Raw genomic sequence first — 23,660 nt, forward strand, 5'->3', positions numbered from 1 at the left:
TTATATAATATGTCTGAAGAGGTAGAAAGATATGAGAGCAGAACAAATACAACGGATTCAAAATTTAAAAGAAAAAATGTTATCTCAACCACGTTATGTAAGTATTGAACAAGCTTTGATCATCACCAAAACCTATCAAGAAAATGAACAAGATTCCAAACAAGTCAAACGAGCAAAAGCTTTATATAATGCTTTGACCCAAATTGAAATTGGTGTAGAACCCGATGAGTTGATTGTTGGCAATCGTACAAAAGGCGTTCGTTATGGTGTTGTTTTTCCAGAAAGTGGTATTTCTTGGGTGGATCGTGAATTTGAGACCATTCCAACGCGTCCTCAAGATAAATTTTTAGTACACCAAGAAGATATCAAAACTTTCCGTGAACAAATTGTCCCCTATTGGAAAGGCAAAAGTTTAGAAGATATTGTACGAGATCGAGCAGGAGATGAAGTTTCAGCCATTTCATCGGTAGTAAAAATTAATCAAACGGACCATGCACAAGGTCATATTTGTCCCAATGTCAAAGAATGGTTAGAAACGGGACCACAAGGATATATCGATCAGGCAAAGAGCAAACTTGGTAGTTGTACACCTCAACAAAAAGAATTTTATGAATGTGTCATCTTAGTTATGCAAGGTGTACAAAAGTTTATGAGACGATATGAAGATTTGTTGAAAGAAACCGCAAAAGCATATCCAGATCATGCACAAGATTTGATGCAAGTAGCTAGTATTTGTCATAACTTACAAACCCAGCCTACACACATTTTCCATGAAGCTTTACAGTCTTTATGGTTTTTAATGGTTGTACTCCATATGGAATCGAATGCTTCGAGTTTTTCACCTGGACGATTGGATCAAATTTTATATCCATATTATCAAAAGGATATCGATGATTTAACGTTGACCAAAGAAGATGCATTGGAATTGATTGAATGTTTATGGCTAAAATTCAATGAAATTGTATATTTACGCAATAAAAACAGTGCCAAGTATTTTGCTGGATTCCCAATTGGTTTTAATGTAGCCATTGGTGGACAAGATCAAGAGGGAAAAGATTATTGTAACGATTTATCTCATTTGTTTTTAGATGCCCAAGAAGACATTGGCTTGCCACAACCGAATTTATCGGTTCGTTTACATGAACATACCAATGATGCTTTGTTGCGTCATGCTGTTCGTTGTGTTTCAAAAGGAAGTGGTATGCCACAATTCTTTAATGACAAGGCAATCATCCATTCATTAGAAAAATTGGGTATTTCTCATGAAGATGCGATGAACTATGCCATTGTTGGTTGCGTTGAACTCACAACACAAGGAAATAATTTGGGTTGGAGCGATGCGGCCATGTTTAACTTGAATAAAGTATTAGAACTCACCTTAAATCATGGTGTTTGCTTATTAACTGGCAAACAATTAGGACCGGATTATGGTTCTTTGTCAACATATAAAACATTTGAAGAATTAGAAGCCGCTTATAAAAAGATGATTCTATATTTTATGGATAAGATGTTGGTATGTTGCGAAGCGGTGGAAAAAGCGCATATCGATGTATTGCCAACTCCATTCTTGTCGGCTGTGATCGATGATTGTATGGAAAAAGGAATGGATGTTACAGCTGGTGGGGCCCACTATAATTTATCAGGTATCCAAATGATCCAAGTCGCGAATTTAGCCGATTCTTTGGCGGCTATCAAACAAATGGTTTATGATGAAAAACGCATTGCACCAGCTGATTTGGTACATGCTCTACAAACGAATTTTGATGGTGAGGAAGTTATGCGTCAAACTCTCTTACATCGTGTGCCGAAATATGGCAATGATGTGGAATGGGTCGATGAATTAGGAGCAAAATGGGCTCGCTTTTTCCGTCAAGAATTAGGAAAACATACCAATTATCGAAATGGACCCTATCATACAGGCATGTATACGGTCAGCGCACATGTGCCAATGGGCAAGAATGTAGGTGCCAGTGCGGATGGTCGTTTATCACAAGATCCATTAGCTGATGGCGGCTTATCACCGGTCTATGGAAGAGATTTACAAGGTCCAACAGCCGTATTGAAATCGGTATCCAAAATGGATGATGATTGTACGACCAATGGTGGCTTATTAAATATGAAATTCTTACCAGACTTCTTTAAGACGGAAACAGGCATCACAAAATTCTGTCATTTCTTACGAACGTTTGTGGATTTGGAAATTCCGCATATTCAATTTAATGTTGTGAGTCGACAAAATTTGTTGGATGCTCAAAAACATCCAGAACAATATCGTTCTTTAACAGTTCGAGTTGCGGGATATACGGCGTATTTTACGGAATTAGCTGGAGACCTACAAAATGAAATCATTGCCAGAACAACCTATGACAACATCTAAAGGATATATCTTTGATTTCAAACGATTTGCGACGCACGATGGACAAGGTATTCGAACAACTGTTTTTTTAAAAGGTTGTCCGTTACATTGTGTTTGGTGTCAAAATCCAGAAGGATTGTCTCCCAAACCAGAAATCATGTATATGCCAAATAATTGTATTCATTGTCTATGTTGTGTACATGCATCCAAGCATAAAGGAGTAACGTTTACGGGACATCGTATTTGTGTCGATCGAAGTCAGCCAGAAGATTGGCATGCGATCGTGGATGCTTGTCCAACTACTGCGATGCGTTTTGATGCCAAACAATATACAGTGGATCAAGCCATGAAAGAAGTGCGTAAAGATAAAGCGTTCTTCAAATATGGCGGCGGGTTAACAATTAGTGGTGGTGAGCCTTTTTTCCAATTTGATTTTTTGTTGGCTTTACTGCAAGCCGCAAAAAGAGAAGGTATTCATACCGCTATTGAAACGACTTTGTTTACATCATTAGAACATATTCAAAAGGCATTACCTTATCTTGATCAAGTGTATTGTGATTATAAATGTTGGAATGATGATCAACATCGAAGTTATACAGGTGTATCCAATCAAACAATCTTGAAGAATATTCGTTATGTATTGAATCATCACAACCATGTGATCGTACGAACACCACTGATTCCGCAAATGACAGCAACGGATGAAAATATTCGAAAGATTAGTGAATTTTTAGTTTCATGCAATCCGGAAGTGCATTATGAAATCTTAAATTATAATCCTATGGCACAGGCAAAATATGCGTATTTAGATATGGAATATTGTTTTGAAGAGAATCCAAAACTATATTCTGCAGACCAAATGGAACATTTTTATGACATTGCTCGAAAATCGGGTATCAAACATTTGGTGATTGAGTAGTATAATAATATCAAGAGGAAGCGATCTCTTATTGGGATCGCTTTTTACGCAAACTTTACGATAGAGAGAAATAGGGAGGTTTATAATATATAACATGAGAACATATGCGATTATTGATATTGGATCCAATACTGTTCGAATGAATCTTTACCAAGTAAAGGATGAAAATTTTTCTTTATTGGTATCGAAGAAATCAGCAGTTGGTTTGGCTTCGTATGTAAAGAAGAAAGTAATGTCACAAGAAGGAATTGATGCATTGATTGAATGTTTGTTGGATTTTAGACGGACAGCTCAATTGTTGAATATTGATGTGATCGATGCTTTTGCGACCGCTTCGTTAAGAAATATAAAAAATACCGAAGACGTACTCAATCAAGTATCTGCTCATTGTCATATTCAGATTGAAATCTTATCTGGTGCCCAAGAAGGTTTGATTTCATTTGATGGTGCTTTACTAGGTATTCATTATGACGATGGTATGTATATGGATACTGGTGGTGGAAGTAGCGAAATCGTACTTTATGACCAAAAACGAATTGGATTTGTATGTTCTCTTCCGGTTGGTTCGTTAAATCTTTTTAATGAATATGTGGATCGTATCATCCCCACAAAGAGTGAAATTACGGCCATTCAAGATCGAGTGAAACAAGAATTGAAAAGTGCTGAACCAAGTAAAGGTATGTTTCGCGTAAATAATTTAGTGGTAACGGGTGGTAGTATGCGTGCTATTCGTGAATTGATGGTTCATTTAAAGATGGTTGATCCCAATAACTTTGTGATCAAACCAGACGATTTATCCGAACTGATCAAAGTATTATCCAAAGATGAAAAAGAGACCATTCGTTTGTTTTTGAAAGTAAAAGCCGATCGAGTGCATACGATGTTTCCAGGTTTATTACTTATTCAAAGTGTGGCTCAGTATAGTCGTGCCAAAAATATTCAAGTATCAACGAATGGTGTACGGGAAGGCTATATGATAGATAAGGTGTTGAAACATGCGTGAGTATCCATTTACACAGGATCGTGAATTATCATGGTTAAAATTCAATGAACGTGTACTAGAAGAAGCAGCGGATCCAGATGTACCCTTGTTAGAGCGTTTGAAGTTTTTAGCTATTTTTGGCAGTAACTTAGATGAGTTCTATATGGTTCGTTGTGGTAGTTTATATGATATGTCTTTGGTAGACAAAGATCATCATGATAAGCGGAGTGGATTGACACCAACGGAACAATTACATGCGATTTTTCACACAACACATACGTTGTATAAGAAAAAAGATGCAGTGACGAAAGAAATTGAGCATACGATGCGAGATATCCACTTATGTCGTGTCCATAAAAAAGATCTAACCAAAAAGCAATCTAAATTTTTATATGCTTATTTTGAAGAACATGTTTTACCCGTGTTGTCTCCACAAATCATTGATCTACAACATCCATTTCCGCATTTATTGAATAAGCAACAATATATTTTTGTGCGGATGAAAGAAAATGATCAAGTTATTTATGGCATTGTTCCAGTACCAACTGTCATTGATCGAATCATTTATTTTGAAGATGGTTCGGGAAATTATGCATTATTGGAACAATTGATTTACTACATGGTTAAATCGATTTTCCCTAAGAATGAAATCTTATATAAGACGATCATTCGCGTAACACGAAATGCGGATATAAACTTAAACATGAAAGAAATTGATGTGGATGAAGATTATCGTCACTACATGAAAAAAATTTTGAAGAAAAGGGATCGTTTGTCTCCCATTCGTTTGGAACTCTATAAGGAAGCGGATGAAGATTCTATTCAATTTTTGTGTAAAAATCTGCATTTGGAGACGGAACAAGCTTTCCTTTCAAAATCTACATTAGACATGGATTATTTATTTGCGTTAACTGATCATGCAGAAAAAGTACATTTAGGTTATTTATCTTATCCACCATTTAAGGCACAAGAAAGTATTTATGTAGATCGTGATCGTAAAATCATACCGCAAATATTGAATCATGATGTTTTGTTATTGTATCCATATCAAAATATTGATATTTTCCTTGATTTGTTAAAAGAAGCAGCGAATGATCCAGATGTTATTTCAATAAAAATGACGATTTATCGTTTAGCCAAGAATAGTCGTATCATTCATTATCTGATTGAAGCGTTGGAAAATGGCAAAGAAGTCAGTGTTTTAATGGAATTGCGTGCACGATTTGATGAGAAACGAAATATTGAAGCGGCAGAAGTAATCGAAAATGCAGGTGGTCGTGTGCAATATGGTTTTGAGGAATATAAGGTACATTCAAAGGTTTGTATGATTTCGCGTAAGTCGAAGCATGGTATTCAACATATTACGCAAATTGGTACTGGAAACTATAACGAAAAAACAAGTCATCAGTATACAGATTATTCATTTATCACCGCACGTCCGGATATTGGTGAAGATGCTATGCATTTCTTCAATAATATGGCTTTGGGTAACACCAAAGGATCCTATAATCGTTTATTGGTTTCGCCAGTAAGTCTAAAATCCCATGTTTTGGAAATGATGGATAAGGAAATTACTAAAGCGGAAAATAATGAGCCGGCTCAAATTCTATTAAAGATGAATTCCGTCACGGATGTGGATTTGATTAAAAAGATTAGTGATGCATCACAAGCAGGCGTACCTGTAAAGATGGTTGTTCGTGGTATTTGTTGTATTGTTCCAGGATTACCTAATTATACTGAAAAAGTAGAAGTACATAGTATTGTGGGTCGATATTTGGAACATGCTCGTATTTATGCATTTGGTGTTGGTAATGAGCAGAAGGTATATATTTCGAGTGCTGATTTTATGACACGAAATACTGAAAAACGAGTAGAAGTTGCTTGTCCAATCGATGAACCAAAATTAAAACAAGATATCTTAGATTATTTCAAGGATCAATTTAAGGATGATGTGAAAGGTCGAGTTTTACAGAAAGACGGTACGTACACGAAATTAGATACTGAAACTTTATTTGATTCACAAAATTATGCGATGAAAAAAGCCGAGGAATTGGCATTAAATAAAAAGGTCAAAGAGGAGAAAAAGTCGGGTATTTTCAAATTTATTGATCGAATTTTGGGTAGATGATTTCATCTGCCTTTTTCTTTTTGATAAATTATCATAATAAGTGCAACAGCTATAAGAATAAAAAAAGTCCATGGACCCAAGTGATAAGATGTGAGTGACAAAACAAACATTTATCAAGGAGAATCCCATGAACTACAACCATCTTAGCATAAATGAGAGAACAGTCATATCTTTACTTGCTTCTTCTGACGTATCGATTCGTGAAATAGCGAAGCAACTTGGAAGAAGTCCGAGTACGATTTCCAGAGAATTGAAACGAAACCAAACAAATGAACGAGATTCCTGGTATATCCCTTTGAAAGCCCAGGAAATATATCAAAACAGAAAACATCATTGTGGCAGAAAATATATTTCCTGTGAGGATACGCTATCCTACGTAAAATCTAGAATAGAAGATCATTGGTCGCCTGAACAAATCGCAAATAGAAAAACAGCACACAAAGTTCCTTCTACATCAACGATCTATCGAATGATTCACCAGAAAAGGCTTGGTCCTATCACAATGGCACGTCTAAGAAGAAAAGGAAACTTTACAAGACCGGCCGAAACCAGAGGAAAATTCAATGATGGCGGCAGGACAATCAAAAAACGCCCCAAAGATGTCTATAAACGAAAAGAATTAGGACATTGGGAGGGTGATACTGTTGTATTCGGTAAAATTGATCGCAAGTGCAAATCTTCAGCCTGTTTTGTGACATTAGCAGAGCGAAAATCAAGGATGTATATTGCGATAAAGGTTCCAAACAGAACAGCCGAAATTGTCAGCCAAGCTATCATCAAAGCATTAAAAGATTATCCCGAAGACATGGTCAAGACGATAACGTTCGACCGCGGAAAAGAATTCGCCGGTTATGAAGATATAGAAAATGCGCTGCACTGCAGTACCTACTTCTGCGATCCATACTGTGCCTGGCAAAAAGGAACAAATGAAAACGCCAATGGACTGTTAAGAGAATTCTATCCGAAAGGAATGGACCTATCACTTGTCGATGAAGATGAGCTAAAGCATAATCTTGAACTGATGAATAATCGGCCACGAAAGTTCCTTGGCTATAAGACACCAAATGAAGTTATGAACGAAACAGACTCACATACATCGTGTTGCACTTAATTTGGCAATTCATCTTTTTAAAAAAATTTTAAAAAAGTACTTGTCAAAAGGGAAGAAATATGATTAAATTAAAAAGCGCTTGAGAGAGCGACGATCTTTGAAAACTGAACAGGAAACCAAGAAACACGTCAATTTCGAAAAGGAAAAAAAGATGTCAGAGACATCGTAGAGCTAAATCAAATGAAGAGTTTGATCCTGGCTCAGGATGAACGCTGGCGGCATGCCTAATACATGCAAGTCGAACGGAGAAGGAAGGTGCTTGCATCTTCCGGATCAGTGGCGAACGGGTGAGTAACACGTAGGTAACCTGCCCATGTACCCGGGACAACGGTTGGAAACGACTGCTAAAACCGGATAGGCATATGGAAGGCATCTTCGATATGTTAAAGGGGCCACGGCCCTGGACATGGATGGACCTGCGGTGCATTAGCCAGTTGGTGAGGTAACGGCCCACCAAGGCGACGATGCATAGCCGACCTGAGAGGGCGAACGGCCACATTGGGACTGAGACACGGCCCAAACTCCTACGGGAGGCAGCAGTAGGGAATTTTCGTCAATGGGGGGAACCCTGAACGAGCAATGCCGCGTGAGTGAAGACGGTCTTCGGATTGTAAAGCTCTGTTGCGAGAGAAAAAGGACAGGAAGAGGGAATGCTTCCGGTTTGATGGTATCTCGCCAGAAAGTCACGGCTAACTACGTGCCAGCAGCCGCGGTAATACGTAGGTGGCGAGCGTTATCCGGAATGATTGGGCGTAAAGGGTACGTAGGCGGCCAGATAAGTCTGGTGTGAAAGGCTGCAGCTCAACTGCAGCACTGCACTGGAAACTGTCCGGCTGGAGTGCAGAAGAGGGCGATGGAACTCCATGTGTAGCGGTAAAATGCGTAGATATATGGAAGAACACCGGTGGCGAAGGCGGTCGCCTGGTCTGCAACTGACGCTGAAGTACGAAAGCGTGGGGAGCAAATAGGATTAGATACCCTAGTAGTCCACGCCGTAAACGATGAGAACTAGGTGTTGGGGGAATAACTCAGTGCCGCAGTCAACGCAATAAGTTCTCCGCCTGGGGAGTATGCACGCAAGTGTGAAACTCAAAGGAATTGACGGGGGCCCGCACAAGCGGTGGAGTATGTGGTTTAATTCGAAGCAACGCGAAGAACCTTACCAGGCCTTGACATCCCCTGCAAAGATGCAGAGATGTATCGGAGGCTATCAGGGAGACAGGTGGTGCATGGTTGTCGTCAGCTCGTGTCGTGAGATGTTGGGTTAAGTCCCGCAACGAGCGCAACCCTTGTGATATGTTACCAGTATCAAGTTAGGGACTCATATCAGACTGCCGGTGACAAACCGGAGGAAGGTGGGGATGACGTCAAATCATCATGCCCCTTATGGCCTGGGCCACACACGTACTACAATGGCGGATACAGAGGGCAGCGACAGGGCGACCTGGAGCGAATCCCGAAAAGTCCGTCCCAGTTCGGATTGGAGTCTGCAACCCGACTCCATGAAGTTGGAATCGCTAGTAATCGCGAATCAGCATGTCGCGGTGAATACGTTCTCGGGCCTTGTACACACCGCCCGTCAAACCATGGGAGTCAGTAATACCCGAAGCCGGTGGCATAACCTTAGGGAGTGAGCCGTCGAAGGTAGGACCGATGACTGGGGTTAAGTCGTAACAAGGTATCCCTACGGGAACGTGGGGATGGATCACCTCCTTTCTAAGGAGAAAGCAAGTGTACAGAGAGATGTGCGAAAAGGATTCCTGATCAGTTTTGAGAGATCGGAAGATTTCTCAGAGATGATCTTTGAAAATCGAACAACGAAGAAGACAACAGAAGGTCTATAACGTTTAGTGAAGAAGATTTCATAAACAGTAGTAGAACAGTTCTGAAGAATCTCGAAGAAAACACGAAGAGAACCAAGATCAAGCAAGGAAGGGCGTACGGCGAATGCCTGGCCACTCAATACTGAAGAAGGACGTGCCAAACTGCGAAAAGCGACGGGGAGCTGTTAGGGAGCGAAGATCCATCGATATCCGAATGGGGGAACCCGGCCGATAGAAGATCGGTCATCATATTCTGAATCCATAGGGATATGAGAGGTACGCGGGGAACTGAAACATCTAAGTACCCGCAGGAGAAGAAAATAAGAATGATTCCCTGAGTAGCGGCGAGCGAAAGGGGACCAGCCCAAACCGTCCCGAGGGACGGGGTTGAAGGACTGCCAAAGACGAATGGAGCATAGTGGAACGCGATTGGAAGCGCGGCCGAAGAGGGTGCAAGCCCCGTAGACGACATGCGAAAGGAAGCGGGCAGGATCCTGAGTACGGCGAGACACGAGGAATCTTGTCGGAAGCAGGCGGGACCATCCGCCAAGGCTAAATATAGTTGAGTGAGCGATAGTGGACCAGTACCGTGAGGGAAAGGTGAAAAGAACCGCGGGAGCGGAGTGAAAGAGAACCTGAAACCGTATGCCTACAAGAAGTCAGAGCCCGTTGAAGGGTGATGGCGTGCCTTTTGTAGAATGAACCGGCGAGTTGCGATGAGATGCGAGGTTAAGCGGGAAAACGCGGAGCCGCAGCGAAAGCGAGTCTGAATAGGGCGGAAGTAGAACATCGCAGACCCGAAACCGGGTGATCTAGCCATGAGCAGGTTGAAGTTCAGGTGAAACTGAATGGAGGACCGAACCGACCATCGTTGAAAAGCTGGCGGATGACTTGTGGCTAGGGGAGAAATTCCAATCGAACCCGGAGATAGCTGGTTCTCCCCGAAATAGCTTTAGGGCTAGCGTCGTGAAGAACCTGATCGGAGGTAGAGCACTGAATGAGTGATGGCCCCATCCCGGGGTACTGAACTCAATCAAACTCCGAATGCCGAACAGGATGCACGGCAGTCAGACCGTGAGTGATAAAGTCCATGGTCAAGAGGGAAACAGCCCAGATCGCCAGTTAAGGTCCCAAAATTCCGGCCAAGTGGAAAAGGAAGTGGGGATGCACAGACAACTAGGAGGTTGGCTCAGAAGCAGCCATCCTTGAAAGAGTGCGTAACAGCTCACTAGTCGAGTGACCCTGCGCCGAAAATGTACCGGGGCTAAGCCGGATACCGAAACTGCGGATATCGTAAAGATGTGGTAGGGGAGCGTTGCATGCAGGAAGAAGCCGTACCGAGAGGAGCGGTGGACCGCATGGAAGCGAGAATGCCGGTGTGAGTAGCGAGATGAAGGTGAGAATCCTTCACACCGAAAGCCCAAGGATTCCAGGGGAAGGTTCGTCCGCCCTGGGTAAGTCGGGACCTAACGCGAGGCCGAAAGGCGTAGCGGATGGAAAGCAGGCAGATATTCCTGCACCCGGATGTAGAGCGAAGGAGTGACGGAGACGGGAAGCATGACCCTCTTAACGGATTGAGGGCGAAGCGAGGTAGCGGATGACCAGGCAAATCCGGTCATCGGAACGTGAAGACGTGACAGGGAAGCGAAAGAGCGATCGAGTAGCGAAGACATGCGGACCGGCTTCCAGGAAAAGCTTCTAGCAATGTATGTCCGGCCCGTACCAAAACCGACACAGGTGGGCAGGGAGAGTATCCCGAGGTGAGCGAGAGAACTGTTGCCAAGGAACTCGGCAAAATGACTCCGTAAGTTAGCGAGAAGGAGTGCTCGAAAGAGCCGCAGTGAAGAGGCCCAAGCGACTGTTTAACTAAAACACAGCTCTCTGCGAAGCCGCAAGGCGAAGTATAGAGGGTGACACCTGCCCGGTGCTGGAAGGTTAAGAGGATCTGTGAATCGAAAGAGGAAGCAGTGAGTTGAAGCCCCAGTGAACGGCGGCCGTAACTATAACGGTCCTAAGGTAGCGAAATTCCTTGTCAGGTAAGTTCTGACCCGCACGAAAGGTGTAACGATTTGGGCGCTGTCTCGGCAGCAGACTCGGTGAAATCTTAGTACCTGTGAAAATGCAGGTTACCCGCAACTAGACGGAAAGACCCCATGGAGCTTTACTGCAGCTTGATATTGAACTTTGGTCGTAGACGTACAGGATAGGTGGGAGACAGAGAGACGTGTTCGCCAGAATACGAGGAGTCGCCGGTGGGATACCACTCTTGTGCGATCGGAGTTCTAACCCAGGTCCCTGAGCGGGACCGGGGACCGTGTCAGGCAGGCAGTTTGACTGGGGCGGTCGCCTCCCAAAGAGTAACGGAGGCGCCCAAAGGTACGCTCAGATTGGATGGAAACCAATCGTCGAGTGCAAATGCAGAAGCGTGCTTGACTGTGAGACAAACAGGTCGAACAGGGACGAAAGTCGGGATTAGTGATCCGGCGGTGCCGAATGGAAGGGCCGTCGCTCAACGGATAAAAGCTACCCTGGGGATAACAGGCTGATCTCGCCCAAGAGTTCACATCGACGGCGAGGTTTGGCACCTCGATGTCGGCTCATCGCATCCTGGAGCTGGATTCGGTTCCAAGGGTTGGGCTGTCCGCCCATTAAAGCGGTACGCGAGCTGGGTTCAGAACGTCGTGAGACAGTTCGGTCCCTATCTGTTGTGGGCGTTGGAGATCTGAGGAGAGCTGTCCTCAGTACGAGAGGACCGGGATGGACCTGCCGCTGGTGCACCGGTTGTTCCGCCAGGAGCACAGCCGGGTAGCTAAGCAGGGAAAGGATAAGCGCTGAAAGCATCTAAGCACGAAGCCTACTCCAAGATGAGATCTCCCAAGAAGTAAGACCCCTTAAAGACGATAAGGTAGATAGGCCAGGGATGGAAGTACAGCGATGTACGGAGTTGACTGGTACTAATCGGTCGAGGACTTGATCTGAGAAGAGTCGGAAGCGTTGTTCGATTTTGAGAGAGCATCTCTCAAAGGATCCGGTAGCGATAGCGGAGTGGATACACCTGTTGACATCCCGAACACAGAAGTTAAGCACTCCCGCGGCGAAGATAGTTGGGCCTGCCCCTGCGAACATAGCACGCTGCCGGGTCCTTTTTTTAGTTTACTCCACTCTTTTTTTTGAGTATCATAATACATATGAATAAAAATGAATTTCAAAATCAAATTTCACAATTTATAATCCATGATCAATACGATCAAGCTTTTGATTATTTAGAAATATATAAAAGAAAATTTGGAAAAGATACGTTTTATTATTTGTCTTATTCTGATTTATTGATTCAAATTGAAGATTATGACCGAGTTATCCAGTTAATGGAAGAAGCTTTACATCATAATAGAAAAGATCCTTTAATCAATGAACGATTAGCGGATGGCTATTTTGGAAAAAAGCAATATGAAAAAGCACAAATACTTTATCAACAATGTGACATTAATAAAGACAATGTTTCTGCTTTACATATTCGATATATGTTAGGTCTTTGTGATATGAAATTGAAACAATATCCACAAGCCATTTCTTATTTTGAAGATGTATTGCTTGATCAACCAGAAAATAAAAAAGCTTTATACTACTGTGGTATTGTTTATGGATTGGAAAATAAAAAAGTTTTATGCAATGAATATTTAAATCAATATATTCAATTGGAGCACAATGGAATATATGAAATTGTTGAAGAATTTTTATGGCTCAATCAACTTGATTTGGCTTTTACATTCATCAATAAGATCCAAGATCCTTATAAAAAGATGGAATATTTCATTGAATATTATGTAGCTGAAGATGATATGAATCAAGCCATTGAGATTGCCCAAGATTTATGTAATCAATTACCCAATCTTGCACATCTAGATGAATTAGCTGATTTATATGTACGTAACCAACAAGATGAAAAAGCACTTTCCTTATATGAGCGTATCATTCATATGCCGGATGATAATTCAATATCGTTACTACAGTCTATTCAGTATCATTTATCTGCCTACCAGAGAAGTAAGAATCGAACATATAAAAAATATATTCTGATGCATCTGGATGATGCACAGAAAAATATCGATATCTTTTTGTATATGTTCCATTTTGCGCAAGCTATGCAAGATAAAGAATTTTCTGAATGGTTTATTGAGCGAAAACCTTTCTTTCACGATATTCAACAAGAACAAGAATATTACAGCTTAGTCATGCGTTATTATTTACGTACTCATAACTATGAAGACGGATTTAACTATTTACGATCGATTGATCCTGATAGTTTTGATGATTATTATAAACTACGAGTCGTTTTTGAATTTTATTTATGCAAATTTGAACAAGTTTTTCAGCATTATCAAGCGGCCATGCCGAATGGTCTTGTTGCCTATATGGCTTTTGTGTCTATGGGCTTGTTGCATAAAGAAACCGAAGCTACTGATTTTTTAGCTAATTTTATGGATTATGCCAATGATAATCCCGATACAGAAGATCTCGATATCTTTTATGAACTATTGGAAGATATCCAAGATAATCGCAGTCATTCATAAAGGAGGGCCGGATGTCTTTAGTCAGTATTATTGTACCTATATACAATGTAGAAACATATATAGGTAAATGTTTAAAGTCTCTTGTCAATCAAACCTATGAAGATATTGAAATTGTATTGATCGATGATGGATCAGAAGATCATTCTTTTGATATTGCGAAAGAATATGTGCAGAAATATCACAATGTCCATCTATTTTCCTATTCAAATGCGGGTGTATCTATGGCGCGCAATCGTGGCCTGCAGATGGCCAAAGGAAAATACGTAATGTTTATGGATAGTGATGATTATCTCGATAAAAAAGCTATCGAAGTTATGGTACATTACATGGAAGCGAATGATTGCGATTTAGTGACATGTGGTTATGTGATTGATTATCCATTTGGACGTTTCTATCGCAAAGGATGTAAAACCGGAACGATGACATCAATCGAAGCATTGGATTCTTTAGCTCGTGGTACCGGAATAAATAATTATCCATGGGCCAAGTTATATAAGAAAGAATTATTTGATGAGATAGAATTTCCAGTCAATACAAAACGGTTTGAAGATGCTTATACTATTTTTAAAACTATGATCAAGGCGAAAAGAATTGGAAATGTATCTAAACGTTATTATCACTATATGCAACATGCAGGTTCATTGACAAATCACATGAATATAGAAATGGTCTATCAAATGCGAGATTCCGTTGAATACCAAGATATGTATTTAAAGAAAGCCTATCCCAAAGAAACGTTTCATTTTGATCAGCAATATTTTAATGCGGATATGATGATTTTATATACCATGCTTAGACAAAAAAATCATGCCAAATATATGCCCGCAACCATTGATTGGGAACAAATCCATCCAATTTATCATATGGCGTATTTGATTTGGCGTAAATATGTTTTATGGCGATTGGGATATTCCGCTCGTACACAGGAAGATTTTGGTCATTAGTATGGAGTATGATAGAATAGACAAGGAATAATTGAGGAGAAAACAACATGGCATTTGAATCGTTAAGTGATCGTCTATCCAAGGCGATACGAAATATATCTGGACAGGGTAAACTGACAGAAAAAAATATGAATGACATGCTCAAAGAAGTGCGCATGAGCCTTCTGGAAGCGGATGTGAATTATGATGTCGTAAAAAAATTTGTCGCCGATGTCAAAGAAAAAGCATTAGGCCAAGAAGTCATGGAATCATTAAATCCTTCACAAATGGTCGTTAAGATCGTTCATGATGAGATTCAGACTTTATTGGGTGAAGAAGATGCACAGATTCATTTCAAGAAACAAGGCATGACAACCATCATGATGGTTGGTCTGCAAGGTACAGGTAAAACAACGGCATCTGCAAAGATTGCGAAATATTGCAACGAAAAGCTGAAAAAACGAGTTCTGTTGGTTGCTTGTGATGTGGTTCGTCCAGCAGCTATTGAACAGTTACAGACTTTAGGTAAAGAAATCAATGTTGAAGTCTTTTCTTTAGGGCCTGAAGTCAATGCAGTAGAAACAGCTCGAAAAGCCTTAGATTATGCGAAAGACCGCCAAAAAGATTTAGTCATTTTTGATACGGCTGGACGTCTTCATATTGATGAAGCATTAATGCAAGAATTGTCGGATATGAAATCCTTTGTTCAACCGGATGAAATCTTATTGACAGTTGATGCGATGACAGGTCAAGACATTGTAACGGTTGCTAAGGATTTCAATGAACAGTTAGCAATTACAGGATTGGTTGTAACAAAACTAGATGGTGATGCTCGTGGTGGTGGTTTATTGTCAGTTCGCAGCATTACTCAAGTTCCTGTATTGTTTGTATCCAATGGTGAAAAAGTGGATGATCTAGAAGCTTTCCATCCAGATCGTATGGCTGATCGTATCTTAGGCATGGGCGATGTGATGACATTGGTGGAACAAGCACAAGAACGCTTGGATATGGATGTGCAAGAAAAAACAGCCAGACGTATGCAAGAAGGAATTTTCACCTTTAACGATATGCTTGATCAATTTGGACAAGTTAAGAAAATGGGTTCCATCCAAAATATGATGAAGATGGTTCCGGGATTGAATAAATTGGCTCGAAATATGGATACAGATGTAGTGGATAATGAAATGAAACGGTCCGAAGCCATTATCCAATCGATGACGCCATATGAAAGAGATCATCCAGAAGTGTTAAAGGCCAGTCGTAAAAATCGAATTGCGAAAGGTTCTGGTGTCAAAGTGGCAGATGTCAACAAGTTGATCAAACAACTCGAACAAATGCAATCGATGACACGAATGATGTCGAGCGGTCGTATGCCAAATATGTCTGCTTTACAAAATATGCAGCGCGGTGGTGGATTGCCTGGTGGATCCAAACATGCAGGCAGTAAAAAAATGAAAAAGAAAAGAAAAAAGAAAAAAAGATAAAATGGTGTCAAGTAAAAATACTTGACACCATTTTATGAGTTTGGTATAGTGGATAAGCAATCAAGAAAAGGAAGGTAATTCTTATGGTTAAATTACGTTTAAAAAGAATGGGTAAAAAGGGTCATCCTTTCTACCGTATCGTAGCAGCAGATTCTCGTAGTCCTCGTGATGGACGTATTATCGAACAATTGGGTACTTACAATCCATTAAATGCAGAAGCACAAGTTACTTTAGATGAAGAAAAAGTAATGAAGTGGTTACAAAATGGTGCACAACCATCCGATACAGTTCGTTCCATCTTATCAAAACAAGGACTTATGAAGAAATTTCATGAGTCTAAATTGGCTAAATAACTATGGTCGATCTAGAAAAGACGCTTTATGATTTGTGTGCACCATTGGTAGAAGATAAAAATAGTTTATCGGTAAAAACGATGACTTCAACCAATGAGAATGAGATCTTATTGTATGTGTATGCAAATAATGAAGATGTTGCTCGTTTGATTGGCCGTCATGGCTCTATGGCAACGAGTCTTCGTCAAATGATGTCGATTGCTGCACGGGATGAACATAAAAGAATTTCTGTGAAATTCGAAGCATACTAGGATGTGACTTTTCACATCCTTGTTTTTTTAGGAGGCATTTATGGTAAAGGTTGCTAAAATTATCAATACACATGGTCTAAAAGGGGAATGCAAACTTTATTTGATTACCGATGATGTAGATGATCGGTTTCAAATCGGTCGTGAATTGTATTTAGCGGATAATACGAAGATGACCGTTCAATCATTTCGTATGCAAAAGGGATTTGGTTATGCTAAGTTTGAAGGTATCACTACCATTGAACAAGCCGAAGCATTAAAAACTAAAGATCTTTTTATTCCCATTTCTGAGTTACCGCCACTACCTGAAGGTCACTATTATTTTTATGAGTTGATGGACTGTGATGTTTACAATACGGATGGTGAAGCATTGGGCAAAGTTTTAGAAATCTTAGAAACCGGTGCCAATCTTGTGTTACGTATTGGAACCAAGGAAAAGAATTTCTTGTGTGCCTATGTACCAACATTTATTCAATCCGTTGATGTCAATGAAAAAAAGATCATCATCAAAGAAATGGCAGGTTTACGATGAAGATATCTGTCTTAACGCTCTTTCCATCTTATTTTGATGCTTTCTTATCTACCAGCATTATTAAAAGAGCTTATGATAAAGGATTGTTTTCATTTGAAACCATTGATTTTCGTACTTTTACGCATGAAAAGCATGGCCATGTAGACGATACCCCATATGGTGGTGGAGCTGGTATGGTTTTAATGTGTCAACCCATCCTTGATGCATTGGCATCCATTCGTACACCAGAAAGTACAGTTATTTTATTGAGTCCGCAAGGCAAGACATTCAATCAATCCATGGCTATTGATTTGTCAAAGAAATCCCATCTGATTTTTATTTGTGGTCATTACGAAGGATTTGATGAAAGAATTCGTGAATATGTTGATATCCAAATATCACTGGGCGATTTTGTATTGACTGGTGGAGAACCTGCATGTCAGGTGATGTGTGATGCAATCGTACGAATGGTTGATGGTGTGATCAAGAAAGATTCAAGTAGTGATGATTCCTTTAGTCATGGTCTATTAGAATATCCTCAATATACACGTCCGGAAATATATGATGGCAAGAAAGTACCGGATGTATTATTAAGTGGACATCATGCTAATATTGCCAGATGGCGTCATGAACAAGCCTTGAAAAATACGGCTTTGCATCGTCCGGACTTACTAAAAAATCAAAATTTAAGTGTATCTGATCAAGAAATTGTCGATTCTATCTTGCAAAGTCAGAAAAAATAAGATAATATATTTACGCATTTATGCCGATGTGTTCCGCTGGCAGTTTTGTGAATGAACAAGATCATCGAAACGAAATAGGAGGACATAGAAATGAATTTAAATTTAGTGAATGAAATCACAAAATCACAATTAAAGAGTGACATTCCTGCCTTCCGTTCAGGAAGCACAGTGCGTGTACACGTTAAGATCGAAGAAGGTGGCAAATCTCGTATCCAGGTATTCGAAGGTGTAGTCATCGAACGTAGTGGTGGAGGAATCTCTGAAACTTTTACCGTACGTAAAATGTCAAGTGGAATTGGTGTAGAACGTAAATTCCCATTGCATTCACCAATTATCGCAAAAATCGAAGTCGTACGAAATGGTAAAGTTCGTCGTAATAAGCTAGGTTATTTAAGAGGACGTTCTGGAAAATCTGCTCGTTTAAAAGAAATTCGATAAACTGAAGCCGTTTCGACGGCTTTTTTATTAAGAAAATAGGAGGCTTTCCAAGTGAGAAAGATCAAAAAGAAAAAGAAGATCGAATATGATCGAGATGACGAGAGAACGCTCGGTGAAGACATTCTTGACTTTATCAAAGTATTTGCAATCAGTGCACTCGTTATCCTTTTATTCATGCATTTTATCGCCTATCCAGTCACTGTTTCTGGACGTAGTATGGTTCCAACCCTACAAAATGGTGAATACGGATTCACAAACATTATCAATCTTGCTTTCAAAGAACCAGCTCGAGGTGATATTGTCGTTGTGAATATGTATAATGAGGATACCCAACAAAATGAAAAATGGGTCAAACGAATTATTGGTTTACCGGGAGAAACCATTGAATGCAAAAATGAAATCATCTATATCAATGGCAAAGCACTGGATGAATCCAGTTATATCTCTTCTTCCTATCGTCAAAGAATGATTGATGAATATGGCTACTTTAATATGGACTTTTCAGCTGTGAAATTAGGCAAGAATCAATATTTTGTGATGGGGGACAATCGTCCATATTCTAAAGATTCTCGATATAAAGATGTAGGTCCAATTACGAAATCACAAATTTTTGGTGATGGCATTTTTGTGATCTGGCCATTAAGTGTCTTTGGAGGTAAATAATGGCAAAGATTCAATGGTTTCCAGGTCATATGACCAAAGCAAAACGAGAAATGGAACAATATTTGAAATTAGTCGATTTTGTGATTGAAATTCGTGATGCGCGAATTCCCATTTCTTCCAAAAATCCCATGTTGGAACAAATGATCAAAAACAAACCTCATTTGATTGTTTTATCTAAAATTGATAAAGCCAATCCAGAAATGACCAAACAATGGGTCCATCAACTGGAAAATAATCGAGTGCAAGTATTGGCATTGGATTTGTTGCATCAAAATTTTAAGGCACAAATTTCTCATGCCGGAAAGATACTTTGTCAACCTTTGATTGAAAAACAAAAACGAAGAGGCATTCGACCACGTCCCTTGCGTGCTATGGTTTGTGGTATTCCAAATGTGGGAAAGAGTACCTTTATTAATACGGTAGCACATAAAAAAGCAGCACAGACAGCCAATCGTCCGGGTGTCACCAAATCGTTACAATGGATCCGTTTTAATGCGGATATTGAATTGTTGGATACACCAGGTGTATTATGGCCAAAATTTGACGATGAAGAAATTGGTTTAAAATTAGCCTTATTAGGAGCTGTACGTGATGAAGTAGTATCAATCGAAGATATTGCGCTATATGCTTGTGATTGGATGATGAAAAATTGTCCAGAAGCACTCACAAATTATTATCAAATTGAAATTCAATCTACACCCTATGAAACGCTGTTAACCATAGGTCGTAAACGCGGTATGTTACAAGGAAATGAAGTGGATGAAGACCGCTTGATGAAAAGTTTTGTGAAAGATATCCGCGATGCCAAATGTGGACGTATTACTTGGGAGTTTCCCAATGATTGAGCATCCATTAGAAAGGGATCATGATCAAATCCTAGTCGGCATTGATGAGGCCGGACGAGGGCCTATGGCCGGCCCTTTGGTTGTGAGTGGTGTCGTGTTTCCTTATGGATATGAAAATAAAGAATTGGATGATTCCAAGAAATTGACTGAAAAAAAACGAGAAGCATTGTTTTCTATCATTAAAAAAGATGCACTTTGGTATGAAATATGTTTTGTGGATGAGCCAACGATTGATAAGAAAAATATCTATAAAGCAACCCAAGATGCTATGATTGAAATTGCGATGGCTGCACCAGTATCCTTTGTTTTAACGGATGCGATGAAATTACCAGGTGTTGATAAGGATGTATCTGCCATCATTAAAGGTGATCATAAATCCATCTCTATTGCAGCGGCAAGTATTCTCGCAAAAGTTTCTAGAGATCATTATATGCAACATCTGGCTGTTCTGTATCCACAATATGGGTTTGCGAAACATAAAGGATATCCAACCAAAGCTCATAAAGCAGCACTGAAACAATATGGAGTTTTACCTTGTCATCGAAAAAGTTATGGACCGGTGAAAGAAGCACTGGAAATCAAATTATTTTAGACGCCTAGCGTCTTTTTTTCGTATACGAATATATGAATCATCCATTATCACAAGCTATCTTATCGTATGCGATTCAATACGATGGTCAATGGAGTGCCATTGGCCAGGCCATCAAAAATAAACAACCATATCAACCGGTTATTTGCACCACAAAGTATGTCACCATTGTGGATGACAACTATCCACTTTGTTTTCGTCGCTTACGTTATCCGCCTTGGATCTTATTTTATAAAGGAAAATTAGAGTTGTTGGATCAACCAACCATTGGAATCGTAGGTGCTCGTCAATGTTCTAAGCAGGCATTGATCAATACGGAAACAGTTGTGAAGCATCTACGCAATCGCTACTGTATCGTGAGCGGTTTAGCCAAAGGAATTGATGGCCAAGCTCATCGTTTTGCGAAACAAACAATTGGTTTTATTGGTTGTGGCATTGATCGTATCTATCCAAAAGAAAACATGAATCTATATTCTTCTATGTCATTGAATCAATTGATCATGAGCGAATATCCGTTGTATACACCTCCGTATCGTTCTCATTTTCCATGGCGAAATCGTTTGATTGCTGCTAGTATTGATGCTTTGATCGTCATTGAAGCAACGTATAAAAGCGGTACGATGCTCACTGTGAATGAATGCAATACCTTGGGCGTTCCGGTATATTGTTTACCAACGGCTTTTGAGAATGAAGCCTATCCAGGATGTAATCATTTGATCGAATCGGGGGCCTATATGATTTCAAATGCATCGGACTTAGATTCGATATTGTGATTGACAAAAAAGTGATTTTATTGTTTTATGTAACTTGAATTGGGGGGAAGGACCATGAAAAAACATTTAGTGATCGTTGAGTCGCCTTCAAAATCGAAGACGATTGAAAAATATTTAGGAAGCGATTATAAAGTTGTTTCCAGCAAAGGACATGTGTGTGATTTAGCCACACGTGGAAAAGAAGGATTGGGCATTGATGTCGATCATGATTTTGAACCAACCTATACGATTAGTAAAGATAAAAAAGATGTTGTGAAAGAATTAAAAGCCGATGTGAAAAACGCCCAAGACGTTTATTTGGCAAGCGACCCCGATCGCGAAGGGGAAGCGATCGCATGGCACTTGGCTCGAGTCTTGGATCTCGATGTGAATACGACCAATCGGATTGTCTTTCATGAAATTACCAAGCCTGCTGTTTTAGAGGCTTTGGAACATCCAACCCATATTGATATGGATCTGGTTCGTTCACAAGAAACACGACGTATGTTGGATCGTATCATTGGTTTTAAATTGAGCAAATTATTACGAAATAAAATTCAATCGAAATCCGCTGGACGTGTCCAATCGGTTGCTTTGCGTTTGATCGTTGAACGTGAAAATGAGATCAATGCATTTAAGCCAAAAGAATATTGGACCGTTCATGCCAATGTGACCAAGGGAAAAAAGACATTTGAAGCTGTTTTGGATAAAGTAGACGGCAAAAAGGCAAAATTAAGTAAAGAAGACGATGCGAAAGTAGTGGTGGAACGTTGTAATCAAGACTATGTAGTGTCTAAATTGACCAAGCGTTCCAAAAGTAAGAAAGCGCGTTTGCCATTTACGACTTCGACGTTGCAACAGGAAGCTAGTACAAAATTAAATTTTGGTGCTCGAAAGACAATGAGCGTGGCACAACGTTTATATGAAGGTATTGATGTAGGATCTGGACAAGAAGGATTGATTTCCTATATGCGTACGGATTCAACACGATTATCTCCTCTTTTTGTACAAGATGCGGAAAATTATATCGAACAGACATATGGAAAAGAATATATGGGAAAAGCACATCAAAAGAACAGTGCTAATGCACAAGATGCCCATGAAGCCATTCGTCCTACGGATATCACGCGTACACCAGAATCTATCAAAAGCTATTTAAATAATGATGAATATCGTTTGTATTCATTGATTTATGCTCGTACGTTAGCTTCATTGATGCACGATGCCAAATTTGATGTAACGACTGTATTGATTGACAACAACGGCTGTCAATTTAAAGCCAGTGGACAAGTTATGACTTTTGATGGTTATACGAAAGTATATGGTAAATATGAAAAGTCGACGAATGAGCTTCTACCAAAATTAGAAGAAAATGAAGTATTGGAGCATGTAGCGATTGAAAGTAAACAACACTTTACCGAACCACCGGCTCGTTATACCGAAGCAAAACTAATCAAAGATTTGGAAGAAAAATCCATTGGTCGTCCAAGTACCTATGCGACAATCATTGATACGATTCAAAAGCGTGGATATGTTACTTTAGAAAAAACATCCGAAACATCACGTACCAAAGTTTTTAAGCCAACGGAACAAGGTGTTTTAACAGATTCTAAGCTCCAACAATATTTCTCCAGTGTCATCAATGTGGAATATACGGCCAACATGGAAAAAACATTGGATGAAATTGCCGAAGGGCAACAAGACAATATCGCGTATTTACACAAGTTCTATGATTTCTTTGCACCATTGGTTGATGAAGCCTATGAAAAAATGCCAAAGAAAGAATTAGAACGAGTAGGACGCAAATGTCCAGATTGCGGTGGTGAACTGGTTTATCGAAATGGTCGCTATGGCAAGTTTATTTCGTGTATCAATTTTCCAAAATGTAAATACACGGAAACTTTGGACGTGCCAAAAGAAGCACAAGGCGAAGAAAAGATTTGTCCAAATTGTGGTGGCAAGATGGTCATCAAACGAGGACGCTATGGTGAGTTCTGGGCTTGTTCGAATTATCCAAAATGTAAGACCATTGTGCCATTAAAAGAAAAAGCGAAACCGGAACCAACCGGAGAAATGTGTCCAGAATGTGGTCATGAATTGGTACGTCGTCGCTCTCGCTATGGAAAGACATTTATTGGTTGTTCGAATTATCCAAAATGTCACTATATTAAAAAAGAACCGAAAACAAAGAAAAAAGAAACGGAAAAAGAAGAAGGATAAT

The 23,660-nt window shown here is 39.9% G+C and carries 18 protein-coding genes and 3 rRNA genes; all 21 read left to right on the forward strand.

The genetic code is table 11. The annotated features are described in order from the left end of the window. Positions 1-31 precede the first annotated feature (31 nt). The 21 genes from EDX97_RS09020 to topA all read left to right on the forward strand — a co-directional run bounded on the left by EDX97_RS09020 (position 32) and on the right by topA (position 23,659). Positions 32-2,377, forward strand: a complete 2,346-nt coding sequence (locus EDX97_RS09020) for a glycyl radical protein (protein ID WP_128520834.1) — start codon at positions 32-34, stop codon at positions 2,375-2,377. Further along, entirely contained in the window at positions 2,340-3,275 is a 936-nt protein-coding gene (locus tag EDX97_RS09025) for a glycyl-radical enzyme activating protein (RefSeq protein WP_128520835.1), read from the forward strand. The genes EDX97_RS09020 and EDX97_RS09025 overlap by 38 nt, the downstream gene beginning before the upstream one ends. A 94-nt stretch (positions 3,276-3,369) precedes the next feature. Then, positions 3,370-4,278, forward strand: a complete 909-nt coding sequence (locus tag EDX97_RS09030) for a Ppx/GppA phosphatase family protein (RefSeq protein ID WP_128520836.1) — start codon at positions 3,370-3,372, stop codon at positions 4,276-4,278. After that, positions 4,271-6,385 carry a polyphosphate kinase 1 gene (gene ppk1 / locus EDX97_RS09035; protein WP_128520837.1) on the forward strand — a complete coding sequence of 705 codons (2,115 nt, stop codon included), beginning with the start codon at positions 4,271-4,273 and terminating at the stop codon, positions 6,383-6,385. Before EDX97_RS09030 ends, ppk1 begins: the two co-directional genes overlap by 8 nt. A 127-nt stretch (positions 6,386-6,512) precedes the next feature. After that, the gene (locus tag EDX97_RS09040) at positions 6,513-7,496 is read left to right on the forward strand and encodes an IS30 family transposase (protein WP_128520838.1); all 984 of its coding nucleotides are present in this window, start codon (positions 6,513-6,515) and stop codon (positions 7,494-7,496) included. Positions 7,497-7,673: 177 nt separating this feature from the next. Next, positions 7,674-9,212 (forward strand): 16S ribosomal RNA (locus EDX97_RS09045). Between the two features lie 204 nt (positions 9,213-9,416). After that, positions 9,417-12,297: ribosomal RNA gene (locus EDX97_RS09050) — 23S ribosomal RNA — on the forward strand. Positions 12,298-12,346: 49 nt separating this feature from the next. Further along, a 5S ribosomal RNA gene (rrf, locus tag EDX97_RS09055) occupies positions 12,347-12,460 on the forward strand. The 16S, 23S and 5S rRNA genes sit together here, the layout of an rRNA operon. A 47-nt stretch (positions 12,461-12,507) precedes the next feature. Beyond that, positions 12,508-13,890 (forward strand): tetratricopeptide repeat protein, encoded by a 1,383-nt coding sequence (locus EDX97_RS09060; RefSeq protein WP_128520839.1) that lies wholly within the window; start codon positions 12,508-12,510, stop codon positions 13,888-13,890. An 11-nt stretch (positions 13,891-13,901) separates the two neighbouring features. Then, a complete protein-coding gene (locus EDX97_RS09065; protein WP_128520840.1) occupies positions 13,902-14,834 on the forward strand; it encodes a glycosyltransferase family 2 protein in 933 nt (310 codons plus the stop codon). A gap of 47 nt (positions 14,835-14,881) precedes the next feature. Beyond that, positions 14,882-16,297: a signal recognition particle protein gene (gene ffh / locus EDX97_RS09070; RefSeq protein ID WP_128520841.1), complete on the forward strand. Its 1,416-nt coding sequence runs from the start codon at positions 14,882-14,884 to the stop codon at positions 16,295-16,297. Positions 16,298-16,380: 83 nt separating this feature from the next. Further along, positions 16,381-16,650: a 30S ribosomal protein S16 gene (gene rpsP / locus EDX97_RS09075; RefSeq protein ID WP_128520842.1), complete on the forward strand. Its 270-nt coding sequence runs from the start codon at positions 16,381-16,383 to the stop codon at positions 16,648-16,650. 2 nt (positions 16,651-16,652) lie between these two features. Next, entirely contained in the window at positions 16,653-16,901 is a 249-nt protein-coding gene (locus tag EDX97_RS09080; RefSeq protein WP_128520843.1) for a KH domain-containing protein, read from the forward strand. Positions 16,902-16,941: 40 nt separating this feature from the next. After that, on the forward strand, positions 16,942-17,430 hold the full coding sequence (gene rimM, locus EDX97_RS09085; RefSeq protein WP_128520844.1) for a ribosome maturation factor RimM: 489 nt from the start codon (positions 16,942-16,944) through the stop codon (positions 17,428-17,430). Beyond that, positions 17,427-18,152 (forward strand): tRNA (guanosine(37)-N1)-methyltransferase TrmD, encoded by a 726-nt coding sequence (gene trmD, locus EDX97_RS09090; RefSeq protein ID WP_128520845.1) that lies wholly within the window; start codon positions 17,427-17,429, stop codon positions 18,150-18,152. The genes rimM and trmD overlap by 4 nt, the downstream gene beginning before the upstream one ends. A 90-nt stretch (positions 18,153-18,242) precedes the next feature. Continuing rightward, on the forward strand, positions 18,243-18,590 hold the full coding sequence (rplS, locus tag EDX97_RS09095; protein WP_128520846.1) for a 50S ribosomal protein L19: 348 nt from the start codon (positions 18,243-18,245) through the stop codon (positions 18,588-18,590). A 51-nt stretch (positions 18,591-18,641) separates the two neighbouring features. Continuing rightward, positions 18,642-19,253, forward strand: coding sequence for a signal peptidase I (gene lepB / locus EDX97_RS09100; protein WP_128520847.1), 612 nt, complete (start codon positions 18,642-18,644; stop codon positions 19,251-19,253). Further along, on the forward strand, positions 19,253-20,098 hold the full coding sequence (ylqF, locus tag EDX97_RS09105; protein ID WP_128520848.1) for a ribosome biogenesis GTPase YlqF: 846 nt from the start codon (positions 19,253-19,255) through the stop codon (positions 20,096-20,098). Before lepB ends, ylqF begins: the two co-directional genes overlap by 1 nt. Beyond that, positions 20,091-20,690 (forward strand): ribonuclease HII, encoded by a 600-nt coding sequence (locus tag EDX97_RS09110; protein WP_128520849.1) that lies wholly within the window; start codon positions 20,091-20,093, stop codon positions 20,688-20,690. Before ylqF ends, EDX97_RS09110 begins: the two co-directional genes overlap by 8 nt. A gap of 32 nt (positions 20,691-20,722) precedes the next feature. Then, positions 20,723-21,460: a DNA-processing protein DprA gene (locus tag EDX97_RS09115; RefSeq protein WP_128520850.1), complete on the forward strand. Its 738-nt coding sequence runs from the start codon at positions 20,723-20,725 to the stop codon at positions 21,458-21,460. A 54-nt stretch (positions 21,461-21,514) separates the two neighbouring features. Beyond that, positions 21,515-23,659 carry a type I DNA topoisomerase gene (gene topA, locus EDX97_RS09120; RefSeq protein WP_128520851.1) on the forward strand — a complete coding sequence of 715 codons (2,145 nt, stop codon included), beginning with the start codon at positions 21,515-21,517 and terminating at the stop codon, positions 23,657-23,659. Position 23,660: the final 1 nt, after the last annotated feature.

It is taken from the genome of Absicoccus porci (genome assembly GCF_003725415.1).
GTDB lineage: Bacteria > Bacillota_I > Bacilli_A > Erysipelotrichales > Erysipelotrichaceae > Absicoccus > Absicoccus porci.

Excerpts from the sequence above, each read along its gene's own strand:
- EDX97_RS09020 (WP_128520834.1), top strand. The coding sequence starts at position 32 with ATGAGAGCAGAACAAATACAACGGATTCAAAATTTAAAAGAAAAAATG.
- ffh (WP_128520841.1), top strand. The coding sequence starts at position 14,882 with ATGGCATTTGAATCGTTAAGTGATCGTCTATCCAAGGCGATACGAAAT.
- EDX97_RS09030 (WP_128520836.1), top strand. The coding sequence starts at position 3,370 with ATGAGAACATATGCGATTATTGATATTGGATCCAATACTGTTCGAATG.
- EDX97_RS09040 (WP_128520838.1), top strand. The coding sequence starts at position 6,513 with ATGAACTACAACCATCTTAGCATAAATGAGAGAACAGTCATATCTTTA.
- rimM (WP_128520844.1), top strand. The coding sequence starts at position 16,942 with ATGGTAAAGGTTGCTAAAATTATCAATACACATGGTCTAAAAGGGGAA.
- EDX97_RS09060 (WP_128520839.1), top strand. The coding sequence starts at position 12,508 with ATGAATAAAAATGAATTTCAAAATCAAATTTCACAATTTATAATCCAT.
- EDX97_RS09110 (WP_128520849.1), top strand. The coding sequence starts at position 20,091 with ATGATTGAGCATCCATTAGAAAGGGATCATGATCAAATCCTAGTCGGC.
- EDX97_RS09115 (WP_128520850.1), top strand. The coding sequence starts at position 20,723 with ATGAATCATCCATTATCACAAGCTATCTTATCGTATGCGATTCAATAC.
- rpsP (WP_128520842.1), top strand. The coding sequence starts at position 16,381 with ATGGTTAAATTACGTTTAAAAAGAATGGGTAAAAAGGGTCATCCTTTC.
- ylqF (WP_128520848.1), top strand. The coding sequence starts at position 19,253 with ATGGCAAAGATTCAATGGTTTCCAGGTCATATGACCAAAGCAAAACGA.
- ppk1 (WP_128520837.1), top strand. The coding sequence starts at position 4,271 with ATGCGTGAGTATCCATTTACACAGGATCGTGAATTATCATGGTTAAAA.
- EDX97_RS09080 (WP_128520843.1), top strand. The coding sequence starts at position 16,653 with ATGGTCGATCTAGAAAAGACGCTTTATGATTTGTGTGCACCATTGGTA.
- EDX97_RS09065 (WP_128520840.1), top strand. The coding sequence starts at position 13,902 with ATGTCTTTAGTCAGTATTATTGTACCTATATACAATGTAGAAACATAT.
- EDX97_RS09025 (WP_128520835.1), top strand. The coding sequence starts at position 2,340 with ATGAAATCATTGCCAGAACAACCTATGACAACATCTAAAGGATATATC.
- topA (WP_128520851.1), top strand. The coding sequence starts at position 21,515 with ATGAAAAAACATTTAGTGATCGTTGAGTCGCCTTCAAAATCGAAGACG.
- rplS (WP_128520846.1), top strand. The coding sequence starts at position 18,243 with ATGAATTTAAATTTAGTGAATGAAATCACAAAATCACAATTAAAGAGT.
- trmD (WP_128520845.1), top strand. The coding sequence starts at position 17,427 with ATGAAGATATCTGTCTTAACGCTCTTTCCATCTTATTTTGATGCTTTC.